The organism is Paenibacillus sp. FSL W8-0186, assembly GCF_037969765.1.
GTDB lineage: Bacteria > Bacillota > Bacilli > Paenibacillales > Paenibacillaceae > Fontibacillus > Fontibacillus woosongensis.
The window spans coordinates 4,482,809-4,503,551 of sequence record NZ_CP150207.1 but is presented as its reverse complement, the minus strand read 5'-3'; the positions used below and the strand labels follow the sequence as shown (position 1 = coordinate 4,503,551).

The 20,743-nt window shown below is 46.0% G+C and carries 16 protein-coding genes and 1 pseudogene; 10 read left to right on the top strand and 7 right to left on the bottom strand.

Features of this window, described 5'->3' with window-relative positions:
• Positions 1-65: 65 nt before the first annotated feature.
• The 5 genes from MKX50_RS20060 to MKX50_RS20040 all read left to right on the top strand — a co-directional run bounded on the left by MKX50_RS20060 (position 66) and on the right by MKX50_RS20040 (position 7,854).
• Complete coding sequence (locus tag MKX50_RS20060) at positions 66-1,070, top strand: LacI family DNA-binding transcriptional regulator (protein ID WP_213593334.1); 1,005 nt, start codon at positions 66-68, stop codon at positions 1,068-1,070.
• 125 nt (positions 1,071-1,195) lie between these two features.
• Complete coding sequence (locus tag MKX50_RS20055) at positions 1,196-4,423, top strand: cellobiose phosphorylase (protein WP_339157654.1); 3,228 nt, start codon at positions 1,196-1,198, stop codon at positions 4,421-4,423.
• 226 nt (positions 4,424-4,649) lie between these two features.
• Entirely contained in the window at positions 4,650-5,516 is an 867-nt protein-coding gene (locus tag MKX50_RS20050; protein WP_339157653.1) for a PRD domain-containing protein, read from the top strand.
• Between the two features lie 23 nt (positions 5,517-5,539).
• Positions 5,540-6,037, top strand: a complete 498-nt coding sequence (locus MKX50_RS20045; RefSeq protein ID WP_339157652.1) for a PTS glucose transporter subunit IIA — start codon at positions 5,540-5,542, stop codon at positions 6,035-6,037.
• 347 nt (positions 6,038-6,384) lie between these two features.
• On the top strand, positions 6,385-7,854 hold the full coding sequence (locus tag MKX50_RS20040; protein ID WP_213593342.1) for a PTS transporter subunit EIIC: 1,470 nt from the start codon (positions 6,385-6,387) through the stop codon (positions 7,852-7,854).
• A 120-nt stretch (positions 7,855-7,974) separates the two neighbouring features.
• Here MKX50_RS20040 and MKX50_RS20035 read toward each other — a convergent pair whose 3' ends face one another.
• From MKX50_RS20035 to MKX50_RS20025, 3 genes are read right to left on the bottom strand one after another with little or no spacing between them, the layout of a single operon-like run.
• A complete protein-coding gene (locus tag MKX50_RS20035; protein WP_339157651.1) occupies positions 7,975-9,084 on the bottom strand; it encodes a Ger(x)C family spore germination protein in 1,110 nt (369 codons plus the stop codon).
• Positions 9,081-10,157 carry a GerAB/ArcD/ProY family transporter gene (locus MKX50_RS20030; protein WP_339157650.1) on the bottom strand — a complete coding sequence of 359 codons (1,077 nt, stop codon included), beginning with the start codon at positions 10,155-10,157 and terminating at the stop codon, positions 9,081-9,083. Before MKX50_RS20030 ends, MKX50_RS20035 begins: the two co-directional genes overlap by 4 nt.
• A gap of 12 nt (positions 10,158-10,169) precedes the next feature.
• On the bottom strand, positions 10,170-11,591 hold the full coding sequence (locus MKX50_RS20025) for a spore germination protein (protein ID WP_339157649.1): 1,422 nt from the start codon (positions 11,589-11,591) through the stop codon (positions 10,170-10,172).
• 412 nt (positions 11,592-12,003) lie between these two features.
• Here MKX50_RS20025 and MKX50_RS20020 point away from each other — a divergent pair, with 412 nt between their 5' ends.
• From MKX50_RS20020 to MKX50_RS20000, 5 genes are all read left to right on the top strand, one after another.
• The gene (locus tag MKX50_RS20020; RefSeq protein WP_339157648.1) at positions 12,004-12,804 is read left to right on the top strand and encodes a response regulator; all 801 of its coding nucleotides are present in this window, start codon (positions 12,004-12,006) and stop codon (positions 12,802-12,804) included.
• A gap of 231 nt (positions 12,805-13,035) precedes the next feature.
• A complete protein-coding gene (locus MKX50_RS20015) occupies positions 13,036-14,439 on the top strand; it encodes an ABC transporter substrate-binding protein (protein ID WP_155611356.1) in 1,404 nt (467 codons plus the stop codon).
• A 63-nt stretch (positions 14,440-14,502) separates the two neighbouring features.
• Entirely contained in the window at positions 14,503-15,474 is a 972-nt protein-coding gene (locus MKX50_RS20010; protein WP_155611357.1) for a sugar ABC transporter permease, read from the top strand.
• A gap of 3 nt (positions 15,475-15,477) precedes the next feature.
• The gene (locus MKX50_RS20005; protein WP_155611358.1) at positions 15,478-16,332 is read left to right on the top strand and encodes a carbohydrate ABC transporter permease; all 855 of its coding nucleotides are present in this window, start codon (positions 15,478-15,480) and stop codon (positions 16,330-16,332) included.
• 401 nt (positions 16,333-16,733) lie between these two features.
• Complete coding sequence (locus MKX50_RS20000; protein WP_155611359.1) at positions 16,734-18,626, top strand: HAMP domain-containing sensor histidine kinase; 1,893 nt, start codon at positions 16,734-16,736, stop codon at positions 18,624-18,626.
• Between the two features lie 54 nt (positions 18,627-18,680).
• Here MKX50_RS20000 and MKX50_RS19995 read toward each other — a convergent pair whose 3' ends face one another.
• The 4 genes and pseudogenes from MKX50_RS19995 to MKX50_RS19980 form a co-directional block, all read right to left on the bottom strand.
• On the bottom strand, positions 18,681-18,926 hold the full coding sequence (locus MKX50_RS19995; RefSeq protein WP_155611360.1) for an NHLP leader peptide family RiPP precursor: 246 nt from the start codon (positions 18,924-18,926) through the stop codon (positions 18,681-18,683).
• 70 nt (positions 18,927-18,996) lie between these two features.
• Positions 18,997-19,947 carry a hypothetical protein gene (locus MKX50_RS19990; protein ID WP_339157647.1) on the bottom strand — a complete coding sequence of 317 codons (951 nt, stop codon included), beginning with the start codon at positions 19,945-19,947 and terminating at the stop codon, positions 18,997-18,999.
• Positions 19,948-20,159: 212 nt separating this feature from the next.
• Positions 20,160-20,458 (bottom strand): annotated as a pseudogene (locus MKX50_RS19985) (spore coat protein).
• A gap of 15 nt (positions 20,459-20,473) precedes the next feature.
• Positions 20,474-20,665 (bottom strand): hypothetical protein, encoded by a 192-nt coding sequence (locus MKX50_RS19980; protein WP_213593378.1) that lies wholly within the window; start codon positions 20,663-20,665, stop codon positions 20,474-20,476.
• Positions 20,666-20,743: the final 78 nt, after the last annotated feature.

Below are 20,743 nucleotides of genomic sequence, written 5' to 3'. Positions count from 1 at the left end.
CTACAATTTGCTTGACACGTACGAGACCATGCTCGGATGAATGTACCAGGAGATGAGTAAACGCTTTGACTACGATTTATGATATTGCCAAGTTAACCGGATTTTCGCCGACCACGGTGTCCAAGGTGTTCAACGGCTATTCGGACGTTAGCGAGAAGACCCGCCGTAAGATTCTCGAGGCCGCGCAGCAGCTGGATTATGTTCCGAACGCCCATGCCCGGTCGCTAACGACCAAGCGTTCCTGGACGATCGGCGTACTGTTCAATGAATCGTCAGGAGCCGGAATTTTGCATCCTTATTTCGGCGGCGTCATTGAAGGCTTCAAGAAGGTGGCTACCTCGAAAGGCTACGATCTGATGTTTATCACAAAGGATATCGGGGGCAAGCCCAGCGGGTATCTGGAGCATTGTAAAATACGCGGCGTCGACGGCATCGTCGTGATTCTGCCGGACTATGATGACCCTTATTTTCACGAACTGGTGGAGGCGGATATTCCTTGTGTCCTGCTGGATTCCGATTCGGAGCATGCCAGCACGATCTATTCCGACAATACGATGGGCAGCGAAATGGCCGTTGATTATTTATATTCGCTTGGACACCGCTCCATCGCCCATATTGGGGGCGGGCATTCCTTTGCCGGCGAGAAGCGGACTCAGGGTTTCATCGAAGCGATGAAGCGGCGGGGCTTGTCGCCTAAGCCGGAGTTCATCGTGCAGGGCAGCTATGACTTTACCGTCGAAAGCGGACGGAAGGCGATGGAGCAGCTGCTCCAACTGCAGGACCGCCCTACGGCGGTGTTCGCGGCCGGGGATAATCTGGCTGTCGGCGCAATGATTGCGATGAGGGAGCAGGGGGTATCCGTTCCAGAAGACATCTCCGTCATCGGCTTTGACGATATTGAAATGGCGAAATATTTAACGCCCGCCCTGACGACGATCCGCCAGAATACATATGGACTTGGCAGCAGGGCCGCAAACATGTTAATCTATTCGATAGAAGGCCATAAAGAATTACAGCGAGATATGCTTCCGGTCGAGCTGGTTATACGCGATTCATGCCGCCCTTTGTAGTTAACCTGCTTCATGGGCCGGCTTGTTTTTTGAAATAAATCGAAACCGGTTTCGACCCTTTATCAGATGGGAAATATCTTGTAAACCGATGGGTTGAAAACTAAAAGATAAATGGAGGTAACAGCATGTCTAACTATTCATTTGATCAGAACGCTTTCGTCATCACGCAGTTTGATAAAGCCAAGCCTTTTTCGAGCTTTCTCCCTGGCTTGGCAGGCCTGAAGGGGATTCCGATGTGGACGTTCTACGTCAATCGCGGCCAGGCGGTATGCAGCTTCGGCATTCGCGACAAGAAGAGCCCGATCATGGAGTTCTCCCCGGCGAGTATCACGTACCAATCGGTAACATCCAAAGGCTTCAGAACTTTTATCAAGCGGGAAGGCGCTAAGGGAATCTATGAACCGTTTCAAAGCGCGGCCCCAGATGCCGCAGCCGAGCGGAAAATGGTGATTCTGCCGAATGAGATCGGGATTGAGGAAGTCAACAAGGAGCAGGGAATCGGAATAAAGGTGACATATTTCCAAATGCCAAACGACGACTATGCCGCCCTGGTGCGGAAAGTGGAGATCACTAATATTTCCGGGGAGCCCATGAAGCTAGAGATGCTGGACGGTCTGCCGGAAATTCTGCCATACGGTGTAGACAACGCTGGATACAAGGAAGTCGGCAACCTGCTGCGGAGCTGGATGGAAGTATATAATCTGGATAATAACATTCCTTATTACCGCGTACGTTCAAGTACAAGCGACAGTGCGGAGGTCAGCGAGGTGCAGAGTGGTCATTTCTACCTTTCGTTCGGCCAGGACGGCAAGATCGTCAAGCCGATTGTCGACTTCCAGATCATTTTTGGCGACAATACGTCCTTGGCGTACCCGGACCGTTTTGCCGAGCGTTCCCTCGCCGAGCTGACGGCGGAGCAGGAGTACTGCACGAATAAGGTGCCTTGCGGTTTTACGGGATTATCCGCGCAATTGGCAGCTGGCGAGACGACTACGCTGTATACGTTAATCGGACATATTGAGAGCATGGAGCGTTTAAACGAAAAAGCGCCATCCATTGCTAGTCCTGATTATATTGCCGTGAAGCAGGCGGAAGCAGGTCAATTGACGGAGGAGCTGACCGATGATATCGCAACTCGGACGTCATCGCCGCTCTTTGATGCATACTGCCGACAGAGCTACATGGATAACTTCCTGCGCGGCGGCTATCCGTTCCTGTTCGAGAACGGCCGGGAAGGGTTCGTCATTCACTTGTATTCCCGCAAGCACGGGGATCTGGAGCGCGATTACAATTTCTTCTCGATCGCCCCGGAGTATTATTCTCAAGGGAACGGGAACTTCCGCGACGCCAACCAGAACCGCAGGAACGACATTTACTTCAATCCGCGGGTAGGCACGTTTAATATTGTGACGTTCTTCAGCTTAATTCAGGCGGACGGTTATAACCCGTTGGGCGTAGAGGGCACGAGCTTCACGGTGCAGGAGCAGCGGGCGGCCGGCCTGCGGGAATGGGTGGAGACTTCGGTATCGAACCCGAAGATCGCCGAGAAGTTGCAGGCCCTTTGCCTAGGCAAATTTACGCCAGGTAAAGTGATCTCCCTACTGGCGGACAAGAGCGCAGGCCTGCGGCGTAACGAGGAAGAAATTTTGACGGGGATTCTATCTCTGGCGGAGCAGAATATCGAAGCCGCTTTCGGAGAAGGGTACTGGTCGGATCACTGGACATACAATATGGATCTCATCGACGGGTACCTGGATATTTTCCCGGATCGTAAAGAAAAGCTGCTGTTCGGGGAAGAGGTCTACACGTTCTTCGACAGCCCGGCACGGGTGCTCCCGCGAAGCGAGAAATACGTCATCAACGGAACGAAGGTGCGCCAATACGGAGCGCTGGAACATGATGAGGAGAAAATGCAGAGGTTCGGCCTGTCCCTTAATGATACGAACTGGCTGAAAACGAAGCATGGAGAAGGCGAGATATTCCGCACGAATCTGTTCGTCAAGCTGATCTCATTGTCGCTGAACAAATTTGCGACGCTTGACCCTTATGGCATGGGCGTGGAAATGGAAGGCGACAAGCCTGGCTGGAACGATGCGATGAACGGCCTGCCAGGATTATTCGGCTCCGGCATGAGCGAGACGTTCGAACTAAAGCGGATCGTGAAGCTGGTCATCGAGGCAAGCGAGCTGTATGGCGATCGGCAGGTCGGCCTTCCAGAAGAGATGCATGAGCTGCTTGATCGAGTAAGCCGGTTAATGGAGCGTCAATTCGCCGGGGAGCTTGAACAGTTCAATTATTGGGACCAAGTGGCTGCCGCTCGCGAGCAGTACCGTGACGACATTCGCTTCGGAATCAGCGGCGAGCTGAAGCAGATTTCACTTGCCGAGCTAGGATCCATTTACAAACAAATGCTGAAGAAAATCGATCAAGGCATTGAGCGGGCCATTGAATTAGGGCATGGCCTGACGCCGACATATTTCGTTTTCGAAGCGGTGGAATACGAGCCGGTTATGGATGTTCAGGGCAAACCTGTCATTAGCGGCTATGGTCTGCCGAAGGTCATTGTGAAGAAATTCGAAGCGAAGCCTTTGCCGCACTTCCTTGAAGGGCCGGCCCGTTGGCTGAAGACGATCAACGATAAGGCGCAAGCCGAGAAGGCGTATGAGCTGATCCGGCAGAGCGACCTGTTCGATAAAAAGATCCAGATGTACAAAACCTCGGTGAGCCTGGATGGCGAATCCCAGGAGATCGGCCGGATTCGGGCCTTTACGCCAGGCTGGCTGGAGCGGGAGTCAGTGTTCCTCCACATGAGCTATAAATATTTGCTGGCGCTGCTGAAGAGCGGGCTGTACGAGCAGTTTTTTGCGGAAATGAAGACGTCCTTGATTCCGTTCCTAGATCCTGCGGTATACGGCCGCAGTACACTGGAGAACTCGTCGTTTATCGCTACAAGCGTCAACCCTGATCCTCATGTGCACGGCCGTGGTTTTGTAGCCCGTCTGAGCGGATCAACCGCGGAGTTTATTAGCATGTGGATCAAAATGATGATGGGAAGTACAGTGTTCAGCGTTAACGATGGCCAGCTGCAGCTTGCCTTTGAGCCTACCTTGCCAGGGTGGCTGTTCGACGAGCAAGGGAAAGTCGCATTTAAATTCCTTGGCAGCACTCAGGTGACCTACCATAACCCGCTTATGGCGGATACGTTCGGCGCAGATAAAGCGATGGTAGAGCGAATTCAACTGATGAAGAAGGATGGCTCTACAGCCGAGATTATCGGTGGTGTCATTGGCGGTGAACTGGCGCATGAAGTCCGGAATGGCCAAGTGGCAGCAATCGATATTTATTTAAAATAAATTTTCAGCTAACATGAAATATTTTACTGTCTGGCCCGTAGTTGACTCGCTTGTTTATTTGAACTATTATATTTGCTATAAACCACGATGTGGTGGCGTGTTACCGTTTGCGGGCATGAGCCAAGGGGAAACCTCTGTTGTTCGGAGGTCTCTTCTTGGCTTTTTATGTTTTTTAATAACCCTTTTGCCAAAATAAGATTATGCTTAGAAGAAGGGGGGATCCGACATGAGTGGGCCGGAGATGTTTGAGGTCATTCGGGTGATCGGCAACAATGTCGTTTTGGTGCACGGCGGCGGGATGAAAAAATTCGAATATGTAATACTTGGCAAAGGGATCGGCTTCGGCACGAAAGTGGGCGGGACGATCGCCTCGGATGATCATCGCATTGAGAAGCTGTTCAAGCTCGAGGACCAGGAGCAGTTAAATGAGTATCGTCTGCTGGAGGAATTTGATCCAAAGGTGCTGGAGATTACCGACGATATATTGAACAGTATCAGCAAGGAATTTCCGGGCAAGCTGAATGACAAGGTATATCTTGCGCTTCCGAGCCATATCCAATTTACGATTTACCGGATTCGGAAGGGTATGGATATTATCAACCCGTTCCTCGAAGAGACGAAAATCAGCTTTCCCAGGGAATATGAAATTGCGCTGAAGGCAGCGGATATGATCGGTCAAGCGTTTGGTATCGAAGTGCCCGAGGATGAAGTGGGATTTTTGACATATCACGTGTATTCCGCCGTCAGCCACGTCCCGGTTGGACAACTGGTCAAGGCATCCAATATGGTCGGACGGCTTATCGACATTATCGAACGGGAACGCGGCACCGCCTTTGAAAGCGGTAGCATGGATCATGTCCGGCTGCTGATGCATCTGCGGTTCTCGGTGGATCGGATCCTGAATCATTCGGTGAATGTAGACAATCCGTTTGCGGATCAGATCAAAAGCCAGTTCACCAGCGAATACAAGCTTGCGAGCCGGCTGGCCAAGGAAATGGAGCAGGAATTGGGCAGGACCGTACCGGAGGCGGAGATATGCTTCTTGGCTATGCATCTATACCGCCTATTTCGCGGACGCACACAAAACAAATAGCAGTGGATCAAGGAGGAATCATAATGTTCGAACGCTTTAAGAAGAAATCAAGCAAAGTAGTGCAGGTTCAATCTCCCTTGACGGGTAAAGCCGTCCCGCTCTCCGAGGTGCCGGATGAGGCATTTGCCGGAGGGTTTATGGGGCAGGGGGTAGCGATTGAACCTGCTGAAGGGCGTCTGGTGGCTCCTTTTGATGGCACGGTTGCCCATGTCATTAAGACCAGGCATGCCGTTATGCTGGAGGACAATGCCACTGGACTGCAGTATCTGTTCCATATTGGCATCAACACCGTAGGCTTGAAAGGGGAGGGTTTTACAAGCCATGTGGAGGCGGGGGATTCGGTAAAAGCGGGACAGACGCTGATTGAATTTGATAGGGATGCCATTAAGGCAGCCGGTTATCCTGTAGTGACGCCGATTATCGTTACCAATGGGGACGAGCTGGCCTCTTCTGTCGAGGGACATACTGGAAATGTAACTGCAGGAAGCGATTATGTTCTAAGTGTGACCCTAAAATCCTAAGTAACATTTTTTGTTATTGACAATCGGATAAGGCTGAATTAAGATAACAACATCAAATGAATACGTTTTAAGGCGTGTTACCATATATGTGGGCATGAGCCAAGAAGACATGATTAATATAGTCATTGTTCTTCTTGGCTTTTTTTGTCGAATTCTCCGAGGTCAGACACCGAACCAAGTCGCCTTAAAGCGATGATTAAAAATCCTGCAAGGAGGCGGTGCAAAGCGGCTTTTCATTTCTATCGGCCAAGGAAGAAAAGCAGGTGCCTACCCGGTACATATTGTAAACGTTTTCATGGTTAGGGCTAAGAGCAGTGCTAAATTAATGAGTCGAAAGGATGATTCGTATGCTGGCTAAATTACAAAGGCTGGGCAAGTCTCTAATGCTGCCGGTGGCTACATTGCCTGCAGCAGGTATTTTACAAGGGCTTGGGATGATCGACTATCAGAAAGATATTCCATTAGGGGTCGTCGGAAGTTTCCTGAATCAGTTTGTTACACCGTTTATGACCTCCGGTGCGCTTGCGATTTTGGACAATTTGCCATTTATCTTTGCGATCGGCGTTGCGATCGGTTTTGCCGGAGATGCGGTTGCTGCTTTATCGGCATTTATCGGATATATGGTATTTACGAAGGTGCTCGCTCAGGTTCCGCTGCAAATGCCGTTCATACCGGATGATGTGAAGCTGAATATGGGTGTGCTGGGCGGTTTCTTTGTCGGTTTATGGTCGGCTTTCCTGTATAACAAATACCACAATATCAAGCTCCCGGATTGGCTCGGCTTCTTTGCCGGCAAACGCTTCGTGCCGATTATCACCGCCGCCTCCACGATGGTATTTGCAGTTCTGATCGGTATGATATGGAGTCCGATTCAGGACGTGATTGCCGACTTCGGCAACTGGGTTGTTGGATTAGGCGGCATCGGCTCGTTCGTATTCGGAACTGCCAACCGTCTGTTGATTCCATTGGGATTGCATCATGTACTGAATTCTATCGCCTGGTTCCAGATCGGTGATTACACCAACGCCGCCGGCGAAGTCGTTCACGGGGATCTATGGCGTTTCTTTGCCGGAGACCCGACGGCAGGAATGTTCATGTCCGGTTTCTTCCCGATTATGATGTTTGCGATGCCTGCGGCGGCCCTGGCTATTATTCACACGGCTAAGCCGTCCAAGCGCAAGTTCGTTGGTTCCATCTTTTTGGGTTCGGCGCTTGCATCATTTTTGACGGGGATTACCGAGCCGCTTGAGTTCGCGTTCATGTTTGTTGCCCCGGTATTATATGTAGTTCACGCGGTTTTGACGGGGCTGTCCGGTCTAATCATGTATGTGCTGGACGTGCATTTAGGCTTCACGTTCTCTGCCGGCTTGATCGACTATCTGGTAAATATGAAGATGTCCAAGAACGCTTTGCTGCTGATTCCGGTAGGTTTAGCCTTTGGCGTGGTTTACTACTTCCTCTTCCGGATTCTGATCTCGAAGTTGAATCTGAAAACCCCGGGACGCGAGGATGACGATGAGGCGGAAATTTCCACGGGTACGGGTAATGATGCAGCGAGAGGCGAAGGCTCTGGGGGTTCTAAAGCATCAAAAGCGGCCAAGGTGCTGGACAATATCGGCGGTGCCGAGAATATTGTTAGCATCGACGCATGTATAACTCGCCTGCGCTTAATTGTGAAGGATGAAACTGCGGTAAAGGACTCTGAGCTGAAAAAGCTTGGCGCATCAGGGGTTATGCGTCTAGGCCAGGGAGCGGTCCAGGTTGTCTTTGGACCACAGGCGGAATCCATTAAGGATGAAATCAAAAAGATGATATAAAAAGGCGAAAAGCGGGCGCTTGCCCGCTTTTTATCATTTTGCCCAGCATGGGCGCAACCGATATGGCGAAAATCCAGAAGCTCACAATATAACTGAGACCTAGGGGGGTGGCAGGCAGTCTTAATGATGCCGATGCTGGAACCCATAGTCTTTTACTTTAAATGTGAAGTTGCATGTAATATTTAAATTCGCGTATTCCTCTCTCCAGTTCATTTCCTTCCAGTCTTTGTAGTTCATACTGTTTCGAACATAATTCCCAACGCCGAGGCTATCGGCCTTTAATGCTTGGAGTTTCTTAATAACCTGATTCCCTCGTCGGGTCATTTCTTCGGAAACCTTTCGTTCAAATTCTTGCAAATCTCTATCGTTGCTAAGGGTTAATTCACCCGGATAATCAACTACCGATGCTTTTACTTTAAGATGGAGCCTGATCTCAGGGTTTCCTGAACTTGTTCGTACTAATTTAACCTTTCTCTTGCTTTGCAGCGAATCGAAGAAGACCGATACGACCTTGTCTGATTCTTCAGTTAAATTCACGGTCAACTCGCCCCTTTTGAAGCTTCTATAGAGGCAAGTAAATATGATCCCTTCTTCTGAATTGATTTCACCAACATACTTATCATCGCGAAATAACCCGATCCCCTGAACAGCTATGCTGTCTGTTTCACTTCTGATAATGGGTGCAATTGGATCCTGTCCGTCATTGTAATAGTCTCTTAAAAAGGAATAAAGCGTAGTTTTCGGGATGATATGCTCGCCTGATTCTCTTGCAATAACCCCGTCGATGTATTTCCCTGTTCGGGGAAAAGACTCGTAATTTTTGCTGAGTAAGCTTGCAGCATCCCCGTCTACGATGACAATTTTCACCGTTTCGGACACGGTAGGATCTCGGTAAAACGAATCAATACTATCCCAGATCCCTTGCTCTGCTTGTGATCGGCCAAATAGAATTAGTCGTAATTGTCCTCTGACTAACTTCAGATTCGTCTGTCTGGCCAGTTTCATTTGGCCGACCTTGCTGCTGATCGCCACCGTCTGTAGAAATTCCCGGCCCTCTTTGATATCCGGGTTGGCAATCGGTACACTTATTGCAATTTTTAGCTGTCCATCAGGTAACAGGTCTTGCGAGGTGGATTGCACAAACCCGATTTTGTCGATGATTCGTTCATCAGAGCCGCATCCGCTTAGTAGCACTACAGCTATGAGTACCCATATTTGATGCCTGTTCAAGTGATTTCACCTCGTATTCTTTGTGTCAGCAGCAAGATAATCAAAAGAATGGGGAACACAATGGCGATACCTGTTGCCAGATACCCTAAATTGCTGGACCAATTCATCACTTCTACGAGTGTGTCGGGAACCAGTGCTATGCTAAAGACCGCTATAACTAAAATAAGGGCCAATAGCTTCTTGGGAGCACGAATCATCGTTTGAGTCGTTTCTAATGCTGCCCATAAATACATACCTGCGGTAATTAAAATTGAAAAAAGGAAGAAACCATAAAATAAATTTTCCGTACCTTGAACAAATGGCAACTGAACATAAGCAAGGATGTTGAGGATTGGAAATTGTATCGTGCTTAAATGCTTATAACCATAAAATCCGAAGGCGATAAAGGTAACATAGATGTATACAATTGTAACCATTGAATTGCTAACTAACAGGGATTTAATCAGCTTGGTCTTCCGGTTAATATAAGGAAACAGCAATAAACCCACCTCAAACCCAATGAAGTTAAAGTATATATTTAACGCACCAGATACTGACATATGATGATCACGAAAGACAAAGGGGGTTAAACGTGCCCAATCGAAATCTCTGAAGTAAAACAGCATTAATAAAAGTAACGGAACCGTTAGCCAGTGGAAGATTGTAGCGGCTTTTGCGATATTATATATCCCTTTAATAATAAGAAGGAAAAGTAATACATCTACGATGAATTTGAAAATGGTCGGATTCGCGGTGGGGTAAGCTACCATTTGAAATACAATAATATAGTATTTTGCAATCAGGCATCCGGTTACTGACCATATCCCGATCAATACCGAATAGAGAGGATATAAAATGAATTTAGGAATGGACTGCTCCAGGATTTTGAATATGGATCGGCCTTTTGCAAGATGGTAAACCACCGCAATTAACAATATATTCAAGGTGGATAGCAAAAAGGCAATTGGCAGCATCAACCATCCGTTGGTACCAAATTTTTCAGCTAATAACCGGGGAAGAGTGAACAATCCCATACCTATTTGGGTCATATAAATTAGGATGGTTGCATGGAATGGTGAAAGTTTTTCTGTCATGTCCGCCTCTCCTTATTTCTTCATTTTGTTCCGGACGGTATTAGGCGATTTGCTTTGTGATGGTCTCTCGATCAAAAATCTGTAAGGAGCAATAATAAATGTATCCATCCATTCATTAATTTTGAATGGGGCGACGGGCGTCAAATAAGATGTGCCCAGGCTGGTGAGTCCACTCATGTGTATCACGATAGCCGCGAAACCAGCGGTGATTCCAAAATTCCCCCATAATCCTGCCAAAATAATAAGGAAGAAGCGCAGCAGCCGAACTGAGGCGCTCATGATATATACCGGGGTCACGAACGAAGCGATCGCAGAGGACGCCACTGCTATGATAAGAATATTACTGGTCAGACCCGCCTGAACGGCAGCCTGTCCGATTACGATTCCTCCCACGATACCAATAGTCTGACCAATTTTAGTAGGTAACCGGGCTCCTGCCTCTCGAAGCAGTTCAATTGTAATCTCCAGGAAAAGAGCTTCGTAAAGAGGAGGGAAAGGCACCTTATTTCTGGATTCCGTCAAGGTGAGAAGCAAATTCTCCGGAATCATTTCATAATGAAATGTTGTCACAGATACATAGATCGCTGTAAATAAAAGGGTGATAACGAGCGCCAAGAACCTTAATAGTCGAATTGCAGTGCCAAGCAGCCAGCGCTGATAATAATCATCGGAAGAGGAAACAAACTCGAAGAAGGAGGATGGGGCAGTGAAAAGGCTCGGGCTCCCATTCAGCATGCCTACAATTCTACCCGCCACGAGCTTTGAGGCGATCGCATCGGGCCGCTCTGTCGTAAGGAATTGCGGAAAAATGGAGTAAGGGGAGTCATCAATATATTGGAGCAGCATGTTAGTATCAAATACGGAGTCAATTTCAATATTAGATACACGGTACTTGATCTTCTCCACATAATCCATGTTCACCAGATCTTTAATATATAAAAGATAGAAATCTGTTTTGGTCACTTCCCCTACGGAAATTTTGACTACTTTTAAATGTGAGCTTTTGACCCTCATGCGGATAAGCGACAAGTTAGTTTCAGCATGTTCAGTAAAAGCATCATGCGGGCCTGTAATTACGCTTTCGGTCTCAGATGCAGATACAGACCGAGATTTATACTCAGCAATATTAATGAGGTAAGCATTCTCCTGGAAAAATAAAGCGGCCTGTCCTGATGCGATTTCGATCACCAATAATTTACTGTCTGTGGTTAGACTGAAGTTGGGCTGCTTCAATAAACGCGGCAAATCCATGATTTGAATATGCTCTAGAGGTTCGACAACATTTCGATAAAGACTATTCTTATTAATCAGGGAACTACAGTAGACCAGGTTAATTTGATGGTCTAAATAGGTGTGATGTACAAAATCTGCACAGTCTTCAAACTCGGAAATGACATGTTCTAGGACAGGTCGTTCGGTTGACTTTTTCTTCATGGAATAACTCCTTCATTTGTTACTAGTTCAGGAGTTATATTGCACTTTTTATGGAAATATATACACTTTATCAAACGGGGTGTTGAACGTATTCCGGAAGATTATAGCACAGGAGTTTAAGAATATTTTAAACTTGATCTTGTCATTATTCAGTGATAAAAAGAAGGTACTTGAGTTGCAAGATAATATAATTTTATTACAGCCAGAGGGTAGTCTTAATGTGGAATATATTAAAGACTACCCCTTTTTTTATCTTGGAACGAGTTGACTAGAGATTAAGACTGAACGAGCAAATCAAAATCAATGAACGGGATAGGGGGAATAGAGGATTGGAGGGAGAAATAAATGTCGTGCTTCGAAAGAATGCTAGTTTATTCGGACACCCATATTCTATCCGAGGGGGTAAAACGCCATGAGGAGCCGAACGATTCTTATCGTCGACGACGAACCGAGATCGCGAGAGGGTATGAAGAAAATACTTAGAGTATGGGCAGCAGGCCAATACGAGATCCTTACGGCTAGCAGCGGGGGGGCCGCTATGCAAATTCTGGAGGAGACCCCCGTGGAATTGATGATAACGGACATCCGTATGCCGGAGATCAGTGGTCTTGCTCTAGTTAGCCAAATGAGGAAGAAAAGTATCCAGCGTCAGCCATCTGTGATTCTCGTCTCCGGCCATGCCCAGTTTGAGTACGCCCAGGAAGCGCTTCGATTGTCCGTAGTGGACTATTTGTTGAAGCCGATCGGCCGGGAGAAGCTAATTGCCTCCGTTGAGGATGCCCTTAAGGTCGTGGAAGAGCAGGAGGATATCGTCTACATGCGGAAGATGGCTGATCCTAAATTAATGGCCATCAGGGAGGAGGAAGCCGGACTAAGCGACCCGATCCGCAAGGCGATGCACTATGTGGAACTGCATATCGAGGAGGTAATCAGCCAACAGGAAGTCGCTGCGCATGTACATCTGAACGTGAGTTATTTCAGTTCGCTTTTCAAAGAACAATGCCAGATGAATTTTAGCGAATACGTCACCCGCAGAAAGCTGCAGAAAGCGAAGGAGCTGCTGCTGAAAACGAACCTGACCATCATAGAAGTCGCATATCGTACCGGTTATCAGAGAGTCAAATATTTTAATAAGCTGTTTAAGGAATACGAAGGAATGAGTCCGGGCCAGTATCGATCCATGCGGAACGGAGTAGAAGCTCATATTCCATAATGGCTGAACAAGCGGAATAGGGCAGTGAATCCATGTTATTTTGCAACCGCTTGCAATGGGGGTGAGAAATTTTCTTAATTTAAAGATAATCTATGTTCATGACCGGAACGGAATCCAAAAAAAAGAGGAACCTTTCCTAAAAAGCGGACCCTTATCTCTTAGGACTAGAGGCTCTATAATATGAATGCGGTTACATAAACCGAAGAAATAAATAAAAAGGGGAGGCAAAGTATGAAAAAAATGAAACGTGTTTTAGTGGGACTTTCTTTAATGCTCGTAATGTCGTCTGTTCTCGCAGCGTGTACCGGCGGAGGCGCGAAGGAACCTAACTCACCAAACAATACGACCCCATCAACGAACAATGGTTCAGCTTCAAAAGGCGGAGATAGCCCGAAAGTCACTATCAATCTCTGGAGCTTCACGGATGAAATTCCAAACATGACCAAGAAATACTTGGAAACCCATCCTGATGCGAATGTGGAATTCAAAACGACAGTTATAGCAACTACCGATGGCGCTTATCAGCCGGCTCTTGACCAGGCCCTGGCCGCTGGCGGCAAAGATGCTCCGGACATTTATGCAGCTGAAGCTGCGTTTGTGCTCAAATATACACAAGGCGATGCATCCACTTATGCCGCCAACTACGCGGACCTCGGTCTGGATGATCAAATGGTTAAGGATGCCGGGATCGCTCAATATTCCGTCGATATCGGCAGCAAAGATGGCGAACTGAAAGGCCTCGGCTACCAAGCAACCGGCGGAGCCTTTATCTATCGCCGCTCCCTTGCGAAGGATACCTTTGGAACAGACGATCCAGCCACAATCAAAAATGAAATTGGCCCTGGCTGGGATAAATTCTTCGAAGCAGCTGCGAAGCTGAAAGCCAAAGGCTATGGTATCGTATCTGGTGACGGCGATATGTGGCACGCCATCGAGAACAGTTCTGATAAAGGCTGGATTGTCGATGGAAAGCTTCATATCGATCCGAAGCGTGAAGAGTTTCTGGATCTCTCCAAGAAGCTGAAAGATAATGGCTATCACAACGATACGCAGGACTGGACGGAAGCCTGGTATGCAGATATGTCCGGATCTGGCGCTCAACCGATCTTCGGTTTCTTCGGACCGGCATGGCTCATTAACTATGTCATGAACGGTCAAGTCAAGGATACGAATGGCGACTGGGCTGTTACTGAGCCGCCGACAGGCTTCTTCTGGGGCGGTACATGGCTGCTTGCCAACAATGAAGTAACGAAGGATGAGGCTAAGAAAGCAGCAGTTGCAGACTTTATTAAATGGGTTACGCTCGACACTTCTGAAACGGGCCTCCAGCATTACTGGGCTAACGGTACGATGAATGAGGGCGAGCAAGGTACTAAGGACAGTGTTGCCTCCTCCGTCGTCATGGAGAAATCCAACGGAGAAGTGCCGCTGCTCGGCGGGCAGAATATGTTTGAAGTATTCGTTCCAGCCAACGCCAACGCTTCAGGCAAGAACTTGACTCAATATGACGAAACGATAAACAGGCTCTGGCGCGATCAAGTACGTGAATACACCGCAGGCAACAAAGACCGCGAAAGTGCGATTGCAACCTTCAAACAGCAGGTCAAAGACCAGCTTGACATTGATAGCGAATAAGAAGGAAGCGGAAGGGGCGGGGGAGTTCCCCCGCCTCTTTATATCAACAAGTGAGGTGAGGACATGCGTCGCAAGGTTGTCAACTATTCGAAATATGGTTATTTGTTTACCTTTCCGTTTGTGGTTGCATTTGTGATTTTCTCGTTATATCCCATTTTATATACCGCAGTTATCGGGTTTACTGATATGAAGGGCTTAGTACCTAAGCCAATTCATATTCTGGATAACCCATTTCAGAACTTTCAGGATCTCCTTTTTAATAATCCTTCGTTCAGGAAATCTCTGTTCAACACGGGACTGCTCTGGATTGTCAATTTCGTCCCACAGATCGTTCTCGCGCTTTTGCTCACGGCATGGTTCACGAATCAGCGCCTCAGAATAAAAGGGCAAGGCGTGTTCAAGGTTCTGTTCTATATGCCTAATATTATTACTGCAAGTACGATTGCTGTACTATTTAGCTCCATGTTCGCCTACCCGATGGGTCCTATGAACAGTTTGTTTCAGATGATGGGCTGGTCCGACGCCCCGATCTTCTTCCTTCAGGATAAGACGACAGCGCGCGGCATTGTGTCGTTCATCCAGTTCTGGATGTGGTACGGGAACACGATGATCATTCTTATCGCAGGGGTTATGGGCATAAATCCCGCTCTATTCGAGTCTGCGGCGATCGACGGCGCAAGCGGGTTTCAAACGTTCTTCCGTATTACATTGCCTAGTCTGCGTACCATATTGCTGTTCACGCTGATTACATCGATGGTCGGCGGTTTAACGATGTTCGATATTCCACAGTTGTTCCTTGCAGGCGGACCGGACGATTCCACGCTTACCGCGACTATGTTCATCTATGGGCAAGCGTTCAAGGGCAGCTATTTGTATAATCGTGCCGCAGCGGCGAGCATGATCCTCTTTGTGATCGCAGCGATCTTGTCAGGGTTGCTATTCTACCTCATGCGTGACCGCGACGCAGCAAAAATGAGGAAAGCGGAAAAGGAATATAGAAAGTCTGCCCGTGCAGCAGTTGAGAGAGAGGTGTAATCCATGGAAAAAACTCAGAGAAGCGGACTCGCCGGTTTAAGGATTAGCAGGGCGATTATTTACATTGTCTGTATCCTGCTGGCGATCCTCAGCATCTTTCCGTTTTGGATCATGTTTGTAAACGCTACGCGCTCTACAGCTGAAATCCAAAGCGGTCTTTCGCTGCTTCCTTCCACTCACTTAATGAGCAACTTGCAGGTGCTGCTCGACAAGAGCTTCGATCCTATTCAAGGATTTCTGAATTCGTTTATTATCTCCAGTTCGGCAACGATCTTAACGGTCTACTTCTCGTCCTTGGCGGCCTATGGATTAGTGACCTATAATTGGAAGCTGCGCAACGCATTTTTTACTTTCATCTTGTGTGTCATGATGATCCCTGCCCAGGCAAGCGCGATCGGCTTTTATCAGTTCATGTATAAACTGCAATGGACGAATAATTTCCTGCCGCTGATACTGCCTGCGATTGCGGCGCCGGCTGTGGTGTTCTTTATGCGCCAATACCTGCTGGCCACGTTGTCTATTGAAATCGTGGAAGCAGCGCGCGTGGACGGTTCAGGCGAATTTAAAACGTTCAACCGAATCATCCTGCCGCTGATGGTGCCGGCGGTGGCAACGCAGGCCATCTTTGCCTTTGTGGCCAACTGGAACAACCTGTTCATGCCGCTGATTTTGCTAACCAAAAAAGAGATGTATACGATGCCGATTATGGTAAGCCTGCTTCGCGGTGATATTTACAAGACGGAGTTCGGTTCGATCTACCTAGGGCTGGCATTGACGGCTTTACCGCTGTTTATCGTCTACTTCCTGTTATCTCGTTATATTATTGCGGGGGTAGCATTGGGAGGTGTGAAAGAATAACACCGTCTATTTGGTATTCAAAGACGGGCAAACCTATTGGCACTTATATGTTATTTATTGATTAAGAATTATGATGTTGGCGTGTTACCGTTTAGGTGCACAGGCCAAGGGAAGCCTTTGTCTTGAAGGCCTGTTCCTTGGCTTTTTCTGTTATAATAAGACCTTAGTCGATCAGTGATTGTTATGCATAAAGTTCGTCATTCACTTTCTCTAGCGTCTATCCCCGGAAGTAAAGTCATGGTATATTAACAATTTGGAGTACGTTTACTTATACAAGTGACAATATATGATAAAAAAATTTAGGCATTTCCAGAATATTGAAGGTTTAAGCAAGATTATATCGAATTATATAAAAAAGGGTTTGTTAAATGTTTTTTTATTTTGCAGGCAGGGGTGCTGTAATGAAAGGGTTAGTCAAAGCCATTGTTATTTTTATGGGATTAGTATTAGCAGCCTATTGTGCATATTTACTTGAAAGCTCTGGGGAGAAGGATTCATTAGGGCAAACTATTGTACAATGGGATATCGCATGGACTAATGAATTTGATACAAATATGGATGAGCGCAAATTGGAAGAAATCCAAGGTTGGACGCAGATTTCATTAAATGCCCCTATGCCTGAAAGACCTAGGGATGCAACGTCCCAATGGATAAAGGTTACACTTCCAAAGCTTTTACCGGGTTCCTCTACGATTCTAATCGATAAAATTTATGGTAAGCATATTGTTGCTTTTATGAACGGTAATAAAATATATGAGTCAGTGCGTGATTATAATTATGAAATTAATAGTGTACTCTTGCCTTTAGATGAAGTTGATTCAAATAAAACACTTTATATCGGAATCTATTCTCATAATAGAATAGGAATTCCAGATGTAATTAAAGTAGGGGCCTATCAAGAGCTGATCAAAGAGTATGTCAGGGGGAACATAGCTGACTTTATATTAGGCAGCACACTTATTTTTATTGCAATTATTATGTTAGCTTGTACAGTATTTTTAAGATCGGATAACTTGATTATCTGGCTCTCTCTATGTGTGGTTTTTTTATCTAGTGGTGTAATTGTTGTAACCTACTCATCCTTTTTATATTGGCTATTTGAGGATAAAGGAAATTTATATGTTACCTTGTTTGATGCGGCACTATTTATTTTATTGCCGGCATTCACATTTTTCTTTGAGAAGGTATTTGGTCCTGGCTATTACTCCATTATTAGGAGGTTTAGGAACTTCCAACTTGGATATTCTATGTTTTGCGTGGTTATGGTTGTTTTTCATCATTTATCATCAGGAAAGTACCACAGTATGTATAGCTTTGTGACACAGGAAATACTAGGGTACATTATGATTATTCAGTTTATCTTACTTCTGAGTATCGTCACTGTTTATACATTCCAAAAGAATAAAGACGCAGTTATATTTACAACTGGATTTTTGGTTTTCGCGATACTAGGAGTTGGTGAGCTGATTTGGTTTTATTCTCAAAATGCATACTACGACCTCTTCCTATGGAAATGGGGTGTAATTAGCTTCCTAATCTCCTTAATTATCATACTTGGGAGAAGATTTTCTGAAAACCATGAACAGGTGGTCGAGTACTCTAAGCAGCTTGAGATGTTCAATAATGAATTGCAGCGTTCGGAGAAAATGGAAATTATCAGTGAAATGGCAGCTTCTGTAGCTCATGAAGTTCGGAATCCACTGCAGGTAACCAGAGGATTTATTCAATTAATGGCTGAAAAACATGAGCAATCTGAAAAGGTATATTTGAATATGGCTCTTGATGAACTTGATCGAGCATCGAATATTATCACTGACTTTCTTACTTTTGCCAAACCGGAAGTAGGAAAAGTGGCTACATTAAACTTACTTCAGGAATTTATACATATTGAGGGAATACTAGTACCAATGGCAAATTTGCAGGGAGGAAAAATATCTGTAAATATACCTGACAATTTATTGATTAAGGGAAATTCCTCTAAATTTAAGCAAGCCATTATTAATATTATCAAAAATAGTATCGAATCACTTCAAGGCGAAGGAGATATTCAAGTTTGGGGATATAAAGAAGATGGCTGGGTCTACGTTCATATCAAAGATAATGGTGAGGGAATGGATTCAGATGTATTGGCCCGGCTTGGGGAACCTTATTTCTCCAATAAAACTAAAGGGACGGGACTCGGCCTAATGGTTACGTTCCGAATTATTGAAGTAATGCAAGGTGAAATTACCTTCTTGAGTGAAAAAGGAGTAGGTACCGAAGCAATTATTCGCTTCCCGTCAAGAGATACTTGACGGGAAGTTTTTTTGCCATGGCCCTACTCGTTTGTGATCATATTTCAAAAATATTTACATCCACACAGCATTCGGCTTGATGTCACTTTTAATTACTTCCGACGGATTTGGGGGAAGAACAAGATAAAATTCGTCGGAATTTTCCTCAACTGCCTTAACCTTGATGTGATCCGGAATTATAACCCCGAGCGCCTCCTGGATTGCCGCCTTTGGATCGGCTAGCAGCTTTGCTTTGAAACTAGGGTCTTGCCAAGCTTTCTGAATAATTTGCGTTTGAAGGAGAGCTCCTGATGTTGTCATAAAGATCACCCTTTCTCAGAAAAAATGGTTATAAACACTTACATATTATAGCATTAATCTCAGTTTTAATCTAGGAATTAGAATTTTTTTTCGACAGCCAGTACTCCAATCCGCCATTTTCCAGCAATTTCCTGTCCTTTTCGATCTGCTTGGCGGCTTGCCGAATATTATGTACAAGGAATTCATGGAAATCATAGAGATGCTGGGTGTAACAACGAACACCACTTAATGCTTGGTGGTGAGTCTCTGCTTGCTGCGCATACTCTGATAAGATGCCTTGCGTGTATATAGCTTGTCTTATCTCATCTGGCGTAGGTCGGCGCATCTCTGTCAGCTGCTGCTTCGTTTCGATCAGTGCAATGAGGCAGTTATAGCTGCCTTCCTTCAGATCCTTCTCCCAGTCCATCCAATCATCCAGCATTTGCAGTGTAATCAGAACGGTATCCACGCTGTCTTCGAGCAAAGGAATCATGTTCTCCTGATTAGAGAGCAAGCAAATAGCGGCAACCGTCAGCTTGACGGGCGCTGCCTTATGAGCGACCCTTACAGGAGCCTCTAGGAAGAAATTATTACTGTTCTCGTAAGTGACGGCATCTGCCCATTCCGCGATGTATTTCCGGAAATAGGGCCAGAACGGTGAGTCGGCAGGAAAATAGCTTCTGTAGATGTTCAAGAATTCAAAGTGAATCAGATCGGCCAGGGGCAACTGATGCTTAAACCGCGCTTCTGGATTATCCATCAGATCATCAAGAAGGTGATAGTACATCATTCCGAAAATATTTGCTATCGCGATTTGGCGGCAATCCGTAATCGGTACTGTGGATTTTTCCTTCAGCCAGTACGGCAGAAGGTAGCAAATATAATTTTTCGAGCGATTCTCCTTCAATACATGGAATTTGTCGAGGAAGTCACGGGCTGGTTGGCTAAAGGAGGGAGGGAGGCCAGATAACAACTTGTCTGCAGTAGTGAACGCTTGCTGCAAATCTTCTTCATAATTCAAAAGCCAGCGCAAAATAAACACCTCTCATCATAATAGAAGCCCGGTATACCAATAACATAATTCGTTAGGCAAAGAAGACGAGAGTAATCCGGTAACTATTATTATAGCCTATATGAAAAGTTCTAAAAATACAAATTTATGACTTTTGATCTAATTGCAGCTCGTTTGTTCTTTTTTCATATTCAAAATACCGCCAAGAGACCTCTTAGCGGTATTTTAGGAAAGGCGACATGTTATGCGTTCGGCATATTTAAGGCTTTGTCGACATTTTGTATGTCCATCTGTATTTGTTGGTCTGGATCGTAAGCGTTATAATAGCCGTTATCCTTCATATAATTGAAAATTTGTTCGTGAAGGTTAACAGCTTTACTCAGTTGATCGCACAGTACGTTTCTGACCTCTGGAGTTGCTGCCTCGGAGAGTGCGGCTCATAGTTTTTAATACCGCTTTTAGCTGCAATCAATAGATCGGAGGCAATCACCTGATCAGTCATTGCGTTCGTCCCAGTCTTATTATTCATTATGGTATTCATTTGCGGCCTCCTGTTTTATACGAGTAGATTTCTTAGCTGCTGAATATCTTCAGTTCCGCTGCGCACGTCATTTTCCAAAATCGTTTTAAGGTTTTGATCAGTCACCATGGGAGCCATCGTCTGGCTTTTAGTGAGGCAAGTGGTTTTGAAAGTAAGCAGCTCATGAAGTTCCAGCTTCTCATGAACCCCCAGATTTTGTGCAGGCATAATAACCCCTCCTTTCTCAAGGATTGTTATTTCCTGAACTTCGGGGATTTATACTGGCTTCTTTGCGGCGATTCGAAT